The following is an 8,878-nucleotide window of genomic DNA, read 5'->3' as shown; positions in this document are numbered from 1 at the left end:
TCAAGGCAGTTGGAACTTTATCATGCTAAACTTATCCCGAATTCACGTAACAATAGACAAACCTTTTACAGTGATAAAGGGTCTATAATAGATATCTCAATAAAAAAGATGTAAAAAACTATTCTTTAATTAGATGTGCCAATGCAGAATCAGCCTTGATGCGCTTGACCTCTGCATTCACAAGCGACAATATTTCTTTTTCTCCTTACGATAATTGGCTTCAATAGTTTCTTTGAGATTATCGGAGCCATCTTCGTTTTTGAAGTCTGCGATTGTGGGTATAGACTGATAAACTTTCATTTCAGCGGAAACTTTGGCAATATCCACGACAATCTCGGCATAAAAAATCCTTTGGTCAATACGTTCATCGAAATTATCGGATACTACACCTTCAAACATACCCTGACCCGTTGGCGGAATTAAGGCTGAGTTTACCAAGTCTTTTGAAAAGAATTGCATATATTATGGATTTTTGCGAAATTCGTATATAAGTTGTGCATACGGATTATTGAACTTAGTGTGTTGGTTATTACTAAGTTACAAAACATCTTTTATATGCAACTTTTCTTGCATATTAATTTGTCCTTTAATTTAATTCCGCCAACGAGTTATATATAGTAAAAATATAGCAAATATAGTTATAATACTAAGGAAATACAAATTTTTGAAAATAAAATAACTATTTTTCTTGTTATAAACAATATCTATTTGTATATTTGCGGTGATAAAATATATAACTTAAAATGCTTATGGTTAAATTTGATTTTCATAATAAAGCAAAACGCTTTGTCAACCTAGAATAGAAGGTTGGTTGGAAAGGGCAATCACTAATTTGCATATTCTTAACATTATTTGCATTGCTTATTGTGGATGTTGTTCGAGATTTAATTAAAAGAGGCAAACATTTCGCAGTGGGTCATAGATATAAAACAACTTGAAAAATAGTCATTGCCTTCCATTAAAGTAGTAAAGATGGTATAATATAAGTAATTAAAGGCTAGTCTACCTAAAATAATTGTTTATGTAGCCTCTATGTAGCAAATAATAAACTAAATAAAAAACAATGCGAATGAATAAAATATTAATCATTAGGAACCTTTGCTCAATATTAAGAGCAAACCTTCCGTTGACAAGTATATTAATTACAGGATTCTTGGCTATATTATCGTTAATTTCATGCAGCGAAGATAGTGAACCCGAGAGTAATATTTTTAATGTCCAATATTCTGTTGATTCGATAGGACAGGTAACAACTATTGAGCACATTATTGGTAAATCAAAGTTGGATGAATCACAAATACATGTGAAAGATAATAGTGTTTTAACCATTGAAAGAAAAGGCGATGGATTTCATTACATTATCCCTCAACATGTGGGTTATACTCAAATTTTAGTGAATGCTAACGATAAAAGCTATAAAATTATAATCAGAGTCCTGAGCGAAGGATGTGAGAGTTGGGAAATAAGAAATGTTGTTTCTCATATCATTTGCTCTTATGATGTGAAGGATAGTATCTTAAATGATCTTAACAAAAGAAACATATTTTCTGAGATGCAAAAGGGAGACAAAATACATTTTGGTACAGAGCCTCGTCATGTTGAAATTTGGTATGATAAATATTTTGGAAAAACTAATGAGAATAACCCTAAGTATTTGATGTTTTCCTATGAACAATCCCCTCCCAATTATTTCTTCAAAGAAAGAAATAATGCAGGAAGAGAGCAAAGAATATCTTTTATTCTGACAAGAAAGGAGTTTTATCATGGTGATTTTTACAATAAAGAAGGTATTTTCAGATATGACCCGACCCTCATTTATCAAGAGCTATATGGGAAGGATAAAGTTAAGCAAGTAGTTATTGATTACGAGGTTAAAAACATATATTACCCTATATAATCCATGATATCAGAATGCTGGGAGCATTCGATAAATGAAGATTAGAAAGTGTATAATAGAACTCGTAAATAAACATTCATCGCATAAAACTACGAAACAGGTCTGTACTTTTAATTTAAAAGACAAATTTTAAATTGATATTGATGAAAAAAGCAAGAATAACATTATGTTGGCTGCCACCAGCTAAACCATATTTACCATCTCCTTCTATGACCGTATTGAAGCAAACTTTATTAGATTCAGGCTTTGAGGCACAGGTTATATATTGGAATATATTATTAGAAAAAATATTATTAAAGTATTTATTTAACAAAAAAAGTGTTAAATGATGAGATTGCAATATTAGGTCCGTTTTATGCCTACGAATCAAAAGAATGTATCTCAATTATTAACACTTTAAATATTTTATAAAATGAACATTATTAGTGATTCTTCGTTGGATTATCTTGATGAGATGACTAACGGTGGACTTAATGAATCCGAAAGTGATGCTGTTCTTTATGCTCAACCTACTATCAGAGATGTTGGTGATATTGGAGTAAAAAAGGGTATAAGATTTTAGTAATAACCATTTGTTAAATAGTGTAAGATGGTGTACCTTTTACGATACACCATCTTATAGATATTTTAGCAAAGTATGTAAATGGTAAAGTGAAGATGAGAAAGGGTGTAATCATATTTGTATCTTCGGTAATATTTATATATTGTCAATCAGTTTCTGCACAAAACGTAGTAGATTCGCTGGGGGCTGATAGTCTTATCAGGCAGCTTCCTGAAGTAATGATAAAAGGTGAGCACCCATTGGCAGTGGTTCATGGAAGTGCTATAACTTATGATTTGCCTCGCATAATTGAGAAGAAAGGTGTGGATAATGTATTTGATGCAATCAAAGAACTTCCAGGAATTACTGAGAAAGACGGCAAATACCAGTTGGCAAATAGAAATGTGACTATAGCTTTGAATGGGAAAGTTATGTCTTTGACTTCAGACCAGATAACTCAGCTATTGAGGAGTATGCCTGCCAGTCGACTTGAAAGGGCTGATGTAATGTATTCTGCTCCAGCAAAGTCGCAGATTCGCGGCGCCCTAATTAACATACAATTAAAAAATGGTGCCCAATCAGAAGTGCCTTTGCAAGGTGAATTTAATGTAGCCTATAATCAGACACATCATGCTATGTTCGGTGAGCGTGCATCCTTTCTTTACCACACAGGGAAGTTTACAATGGATGCAATGTATCTACATAGTCATGGCAGAGTTTTTAAGATTACTGATGAAGATTCTCGGCACAGCCTCAATAATGGAACAATCTATGAGATAAAAGATAAGCAAGCACAACTTGTCAAGCAATTTGGGCACGACTATCGCATAAGCACTGAATATGAATTTGCAAAAAATCATAACCTGTCACTGTCATATCTGACAAATTACAGTAATCGTGATATCTATGGTAACTATACTGGTGACATCGTTGGTAGAACCTTATCAACACGCCGTACATGGCTACACAATATCAAGTTAGACTATCAGGCTCCATTTGGTTTAAAAGCAGGTATTGAAACTACCTATTATCATGATCCCGAGAAACAAGATCTGCAAAGTGTTACACCTACTGGGAATCTTAATTTCCTCGTCGATAATGACCAGCGTGTAAATGTTTGGCGTTATTACTTATCTCAGGAACATCAATTAAAATATAATTGGAACTTGAATTATGGAGTTTGGTATAAACAGTCTCTTAACCATAGTTTACAGTTTTATCAAAACCTATCTGTAATCAACTACATACGCCAAAGAGAAGATATAGCCAACACTTATATTGGAGTAGGGAAGAATTGGAATAACAAATTTATCTTAGACGCTTCTTTAGCAGCGGAATATTATCATTCACCGCAATGGCATCAATGGAATATATATCCCACACTGAACCTGACATATGTTCACAATCCTAGCAATATATGGATACTAAGTTTCTCAACCGACCGAACTTATCCAGAATATTGGACAATGAATAATTTTACAGTATATAGTAATGGTGGATATGATGAGATTACGGGTAACCCATATCTTAAACCTGCTAAATCATACCAAACAAATATAGTATGGGTACTGAAAAACAAGTATCATTTTGTGGCAGGGTTCAACTATGTTGACGATTATTTCATACAGACACCATATCAGCGTCCAAACCGTTTGGTTACAACTTTTAAGTATGTAAATCTTAATTACCAGCATCAAGCCTTCTTGCAGGCTGTTATTCCTCATAAGTTCGGTTCATGGTTAGACTCCCGATTAACATTAACTGGGCTTTGGATGCATGAGAAATGCGATGACTTTTATGATTTACCATTTAATAGAGCCATATTATATGGAATGGCACAGGTGAGCAATGTTATCACACTAAATACCAAGTCCAATTTGTCGCTGACAGTTGATGGGATGATACGTAGCAAAGCTCATCAGGCTATTTATGATTTACCTGGATCTGGTAACTTAGATATTGGCCTTCGCTGGCAATTTTGGAAAAAACAAGCTATACTGCATATTTTCTGTAATGACTTGTTCAAGACTTCTTCCGTCAATCCCCGTATTAATTTCAAAGGACAGTATATGAAGATGAACTTTAGCTGCTATCGTGAATTTGGAGTTTCCTTGACAGTCAAGTTTGGAGGATATAAAGCTAAGAATAGTGAGGTAATTAATACGTCTAGGTTCCGTAAGTAATCATAGAAGTGAGAAATCTGCAAAGATCATAATTTAGGAGTTTATAAAAAATTGAGGATTATGGTAAAGGATAAGTTAACATCATATAAGTTTCCTCCACCAAAGGCTTATATTCCTGCTCTTTCAAATCAGACTAAGAATACTTTATTCAACAAGGTCAGAATCTTCACATTGATATTATGTTTGATTTGCTCCTTCTCATCAGAAGTAAATGCTCAGAAAATATTAATTTGTGATGCTGTTACTAGATTCCCAATAAAAGATGTGGAAGTAAAGGCTGATAGAATATTAGTTGGAAGAACATCTTATTTAGGAGAAATAATTTTACCAAAGACATTTAATGTTGTGAGTTTTAGATCTAATGGTTATTTACTAGAAACTCTCTACCAAAATGAAGTACCACGCGACACAATGTTCCTATATCCATCAGAAAATACTCTTAACGAAGTAGTAGTATGGGGGAAATATAGGGTTAATGTTGACCAAATTTCAAGTAACATGCCAAGGAGAGATTTGAAAGATTTTGGTTATATAGCACCAGTAAAGAAACTTATAAATGGAGGTTATGATGTTGCTACAATGCTTGATAAGCGCCTAAGACGAGACCGTAAGCATGTGACAAAACTTAGAGAGATCTTTGAAAAGTTAGATGGTAAAGATCCTATAGAGCGAGCATATACCAAGGAAGTTGAAGAAAACAGTGTTAGAAATTTCAATCAATAGAACCAAAGATAAACTTATAGAAGTTACGGCATTCTAAAAATTAAATAATAAAATTTATAATATGAAATATAATATTTGTACTATTTTATATTTATAATATGAGCAAAAAAAGGTCTTAACGTTATTAAGTTAACAAATCATTATTTCTTATTCCTTTATTAAATGACAGAGACTCGGATCGTTCTTTATTCTCACCATTTTAGAAGCAACCAAATCTAAAATTTCCTCTTTCACAAATTTATAATTGGTTTCGATAGTTTCTTTGAGATTATCAGAGCTAACTTCATTTTTGAAGTCCACTATCATAGGTATAGGCTGATATGCTTTCATTTCAGCAGAGACATTGGTACTATCCACCACTATCTCCGCATGGAAGATCTTTTGTTCGATACGCTCGTCGAAGTTATCGGATACTGCACCTTCAAACATACCCTGACCCGTTGGCGGAATTAAGGCTGAATTTACCAAGTCTTTTGAAAAAACTTGCATATATCAAGAGTTTTTACGAAATTCGCATATAAGTTGTGCATACGGATTATTGAACTTAGTGTGTCGGTTATTACTAAGTTACAAAACATCTTTTATATGCAGCTTTTCTTGCATATTAAATTATCCTTTAATTTAATCCCGCCAACGAGTTATATATAGTATAATATAGCAAATACAATGAAAATACGAAGGAAATACAAATTTTTAAAAATAAAATAACTATTTTCTTGTTATAAACAATATATATTTGTATATTTGCGACAAGAAAAGGAAAATACCATTTTAGTATAATTATCTAGCAGACCATACTGTAAAAAGGAGCGGAAACCGAAAAGCTATACGAGTAGATTATAACTTTATCTAGTTTATTTATGAAAAAGATGACTTTATCAAAGATGAATGCTGAAATTAATTCTTCCATTCAGTCATTGATTGAAACTAATGAACTTCAATCAGTTTTGGGTGGTAGCAATGAAACTTATGTAGTGGAAGAATCTACAGCACATCAAGCTGCAAAGCAAGATAGCGCATACTATCTAGATCCGTAAATACTTTTACGATATTAAAGGTTCTTGTATTCCAGTAATGACAAGGGAAAACTTTACAAAATAGGATATTATATATGAGCGAACTAATTTTACAAAATCCATAGTTAAATGAAAGTTACGGTATTTTTAAATAAAATAGAATTAACTCTTAAGGAATATAAAACTTCTGAGTTTATAGTGACAAATTGTAGGAAACTGAATAAAAGGATTCTTTTTCTACTATTGGTTGTACTTTTTCCTTTATATATTTTCTCCCAGAATATTACAATATCAGGGAAAGTGCTCAATGCTGAAAATAAAGAAATAATGCCAGGCGTTAATATAAGGCTTTGCCAAAAAGACAGTTTGGTATCCGTCATACACACAGATAAGAAAGGAGAATTTTGTTTTCGGCATTTACGGTCGGGTGACTATCTTTTAGAGTTTTCTTCGCTTGGCTTCAATAATCTTCAGTCTGCTGTTATAGGATTAAGTAAAGACTACAAACTGAACGATGTATTGATGGAACCTGCCTCTTATCAATTAGATGAAGTGGTAGTGGCTGCTGAAAATGTGAGACAAGGCGTGGATAGACTAACATTTTTCCCTAATGAGAAAATACGTCAAAGTAGTCAGGACGCATTGGATGTTATGCGATTGTTGAACTTGCCCGACTTAAAGTTTGACATTGTTAATCATTCTTTTATGTCCCTAAAGAACGGGAGCGTGCAGATTCGTATCAACGGTGTAATCGCTTCGCAGACCGATTTAATCGCAATTCAACCCCAAGACATAGCCAATATTGAATATATAACTAATCCGGGAGTTATTTATGGCGATGGTGTAGCAGCAGTTGTTTTGATAAAAACAAGAAAAAACATGTCGAACTGGCAAATTGGAGGACGCGTTTCACAATCTCTCTCTGCGCTCATCGGCTCACAATATGCCTACTTTAACCTAAATTTCTCTCACGATCATTTCTCATTAAAATTATCTGATTCGTACAATTATGCCAACGGAATATACAGCTATATAGACAAGCAATTGCATTATCCAACCCGTCTATTAGCTTTCAAGAGCATAGGAAGCTCCTCAAAACAACGATTGCTCAACCCTGCCTTGCAGTTTGATTTTACCCATTCTTTTAAAGAAAATCGTTTCTTAAGTATCAAGACGTTCTTTGATTTGAACCGCTCCTATCCTGCTACAGCCGTATCTACGTCTTCTATAGCCGGTCAATCTTTCTACGATGATTACTCGAGCAAAAAAGATAAAGTTCGGAATGCCGCCTTAGATGTTTATTTTTCTAATGGTTTTAGCAATGGTTCAGAAATAGTTGCAGATTTAAGGGCGACTTATATTCATACGGACTATCAGCAAAAATATTACAAAAAATATAACCAATCAGGTTATAACAATTACGAAAGCACGTACTTTGCCACAGGGCAGCACCGTTCGTTAATAGGGGAAATCAAGTACCAACTACCATTATCCAAGCAATACAGCTTGGTAATCGGCTCTCGGAACGAACTTTCTTCCACCCGAAATGACTATACAATAGACCACTTAGGGAATCCATCTTCGCTTGATTTTTTCAACACTTACAATTATTCCGAATTCTCCGGAAGACTAAGGAACTTCTCTTATACTATAGGAGCAGGCTTTGCCTTCTACAAATTGAAGAACGATAATTTGCATAGACATTATACGTATTTTCGTCCTAAACTAAGTCTTCGATATGCTTTCTCGAAAGAATGGTCGCTCCAGTACTATTTAGGCATCAATCCCAATGAGCCAGAACTTGCTCTTCTTTCCAATGTAAAACAACCCATCTCAGAGTATGAAGTACGTGTTGGCAATCCAAATCTAAAGCCGTATCAGGCTTATACCAACCAACTTGCTTTGAATTTTATTAAACATAAAACTTATCTAAGCTTATCAACGTATCTTCAATACAACTCATCTCCATACCTCGAAAATCAGGTTCTTTATGATTCATATTCTGAACAATTCATTTACTCTATGAGTAATCAAGGACATTTTCTGCATTCTCAGACCAGACTTTATGGTAGTCAAAAGCTGTTTAGTAACGTTTAAAAAATAACTTGGTATTTTTTGTCTCTCCATGAAACCTTGTAGTTCCATTTCGGTAGCTCTTCATCAAAGGTAATATGCCGTTGACAGACATCATCATAATTGCTATCCACACAACGAGAAGTGTCGTACTTCTTTCTGTTGATGTTGGTGAAGACACAAAGGCCGGATTTCGTTCTGGCCTCTGCGGCAAGTTCGCATGCCTGCTCAACGCTCTCGAAGGAAATACCACTCCATACTCTGGTGATTTGAGAGAAAAGCCTGTGTTCAATGGGGTTCCACTTCGACGTGTACGGGGGATAGTGCGCCACTATTATGTCAATATGGAGGTCTTCGGAAAGTTTGATCAGCTCTTGCTTGAAAAGCCTGCTGGAACTGCTGTTGGAACCTCCACCGTCACAGAGCAACATGATGGCAGTTGCAT

Annotated in this window: 8 protein-coding genes and 2 pseudogenes; 7 read left to right on the top strand and 3 right to left on the bottom strand. The window is 34.3% G+C overall.

Features of this window, described 5'->3' with window-relative positions:
* Positions 1-118 precede the first annotated feature (118 nt).
* Positions 119-411 (bottom strand): annotated as a pseudogene (locus HMPREF0666_RS15640) (conjugal transfer protein TraG); the annotation flags it as partial.
* Between the two features lie 658 nt (positions 412-1,069).
* Here HMPREF0666_RS15640 and HMPREF0666_RS15635 point away from each other — a divergent pair.
* The 5 genes from HMPREF0666_RS15635 to HMPREF0666_RS15620 all read left to right on the top strand — a co-directional run bounded on the left by HMPREF0666_RS15635 (position 1,070) and on the right by HMPREF0666_RS15620 (position 5,344).
* Entirely contained in the window at positions 1,070-1,897 is an 828-nt protein-coding gene (locus tag HMPREF0666_RS15635; RefSeq protein ID WP_009013363.1) for a hypothetical protein, read from the top strand.
* A gap of 143 nt (positions 1,898-2,040) precedes the next feature.
* Positions 2,041-2,226 (top strand): hypothetical protein, encoded by a 186-nt coding sequence (locus HMPREF0666_RS15630; protein WP_009013362.1) that lies wholly within the window; start codon positions 2,041-2,043, stop codon positions 2,224-2,226.
* 83 nt (positions 2,227-2,309) lie between these two features.
* Entirely contained in the window at positions 2,310-2,459 is a 150-nt protein-coding gene (locus HMPREF0666_RS17565; protein WP_009013361.1) for a hypothetical protein, read from the top strand.
* Between the two features lie 275 nt (positions 2,460-2,734).
* Positions 2,735-4,621 carry an outer membrane beta-barrel protein gene (locus tag HMPREF0666_RS15625; protein WP_232214146.1) on the top strand — a complete coding sequence of 629 codons (1,887 nt, stop codon included), beginning with the start codon at positions 2,735-2,737 and terminating at the stop codon, positions 4,619-4,621.
* 60 nt (positions 4,622-4,681) lie between these two features.
* Entirely contained in the window at positions 4,682-5,344 is a 663-nt protein-coding gene (locus HMPREF0666_RS15620; RefSeq protein ID WP_009013359.1) for a hypothetical protein, read from the top strand.
* 147 nt (positions 5,345-5,491) lie between these two features.
* Here the strand turns inward: HMPREF0666_RS15620 and HMPREF0666_RS15615 are convergent.
* Positions 5,492-5,785 (bottom strand): annotated as a pseudogene (locus tag HMPREF0666_RS15615) (conjugal transfer protein TraG); the annotation flags it as partial.
* Between the two features lie 419 nt (positions 5,786-6,204).
* Between HMPREF0666_RS15615 and HMPREF0666_RS17555 the strand changes: the two are divergent.
* Complete coding sequence (locus HMPREF0666_RS17555; protein WP_157600305.1) at positions 6,205-6,381, top strand: hypothetical protein; 177 nt, start codon at positions 6,205-6,207, stop codon at positions 6,379-6,381.
* Positions 6,382-6,489: 108 nt separating this feature from the next.
* Positions 6,490-8,457 (top strand): TonB-dependent receptor, encoded by a 1,968-nt coding sequence (locus HMPREF0666_RS15610; RefSeq protein ID WP_009013357.1) that lies wholly within the window; start codon positions 6,490-6,492, stop codon positions 8,455-8,457.
* On the opposite strand, the gene HMPREF0666_RS17035 is transcribed toward HMPREF0666_RS15610, so the two are convergent.
* A complete protein-coding gene (locus tag HMPREF0666_RS17035; RefSeq protein ID WP_083822542.1) occupies positions 8,454-8,864 on the bottom strand; it encodes a hypothetical protein in 411 nt (136 codons plus the stop codon). The two genes, HMPREF0666_RS15610 and HMPREF0666_RS17035, sit on opposite strands and share 4 nt — an antisense overlap.
* Positions 8,865-8,878: the final 14 nt, after the last annotated feature.

It is taken from the genome of Prevotella sp. C561, assembly GCF_000224595.1.
GTDB classification, from domain to species: Bacteria; Bacteroidota; Bacteroidia; order Bacteroidales; family Bacteroidaceae; genus Prevotella; species Prevotella jejuni.
Note: the sequence above shows the minus strand (reverse complement) of the source record. Positions and strands in the feature narration are given on the sequence as shown.

Excerpts from the sequence above, each read along its gene's own strand:
- HMPREF0666_RS15635 (WP_009013363.1), top strand. The coding sequence starts at position 1,070 with ATGAATAAAATATTAATCATTAGGAACCTTTGCTCAATATTAAGAGCA.
- HMPREF0666_RS15630 (WP_009013362.1), top strand. The coding sequence starts at position 2,041 with ATGAAAAAAGCAAGAATAACATTATGTTGGCTGCCACCAGCTAAACCA.
- HMPREF0666_RS17565 (WP_009013361.1), top strand. The coding sequence starts at position 2,310 with ATGAACATTATTAGTGATTCTTCGTTGGATTATCTTGATGAGATGACT.
- HMPREF0666_RS15620 (WP_009013359.1), top strand. The coding sequence starts at position 4,682 with ATGGTAAAGGATAAGTTAACATCATATAAGTTTCCTCCACCAAAGGCT.
- HMPREF0666_RS17555 (WP_157600305.1), top strand. The coding sequence starts at position 6,205 with ATGAAAAAGATGACTTTATCAAAGATGAATGCTGAAATTAATTCTTCC.
- HMPREF0666_RS15610 (WP_009013357.1), top strand. The coding sequence starts at position 6,490 with ATGAAAGTTACGGTATTTTTAAATAAAATAGAATTAACTCTTAAGGAA.
- HMPREF0666_RS17035 (WP_083822542.1), bottom strand. The coding sequence starts at position 8,864 with ATGTTGCTCTGTGACGGTGGAGGTTCCAACAGCAGTTCCAGCAGGCTT.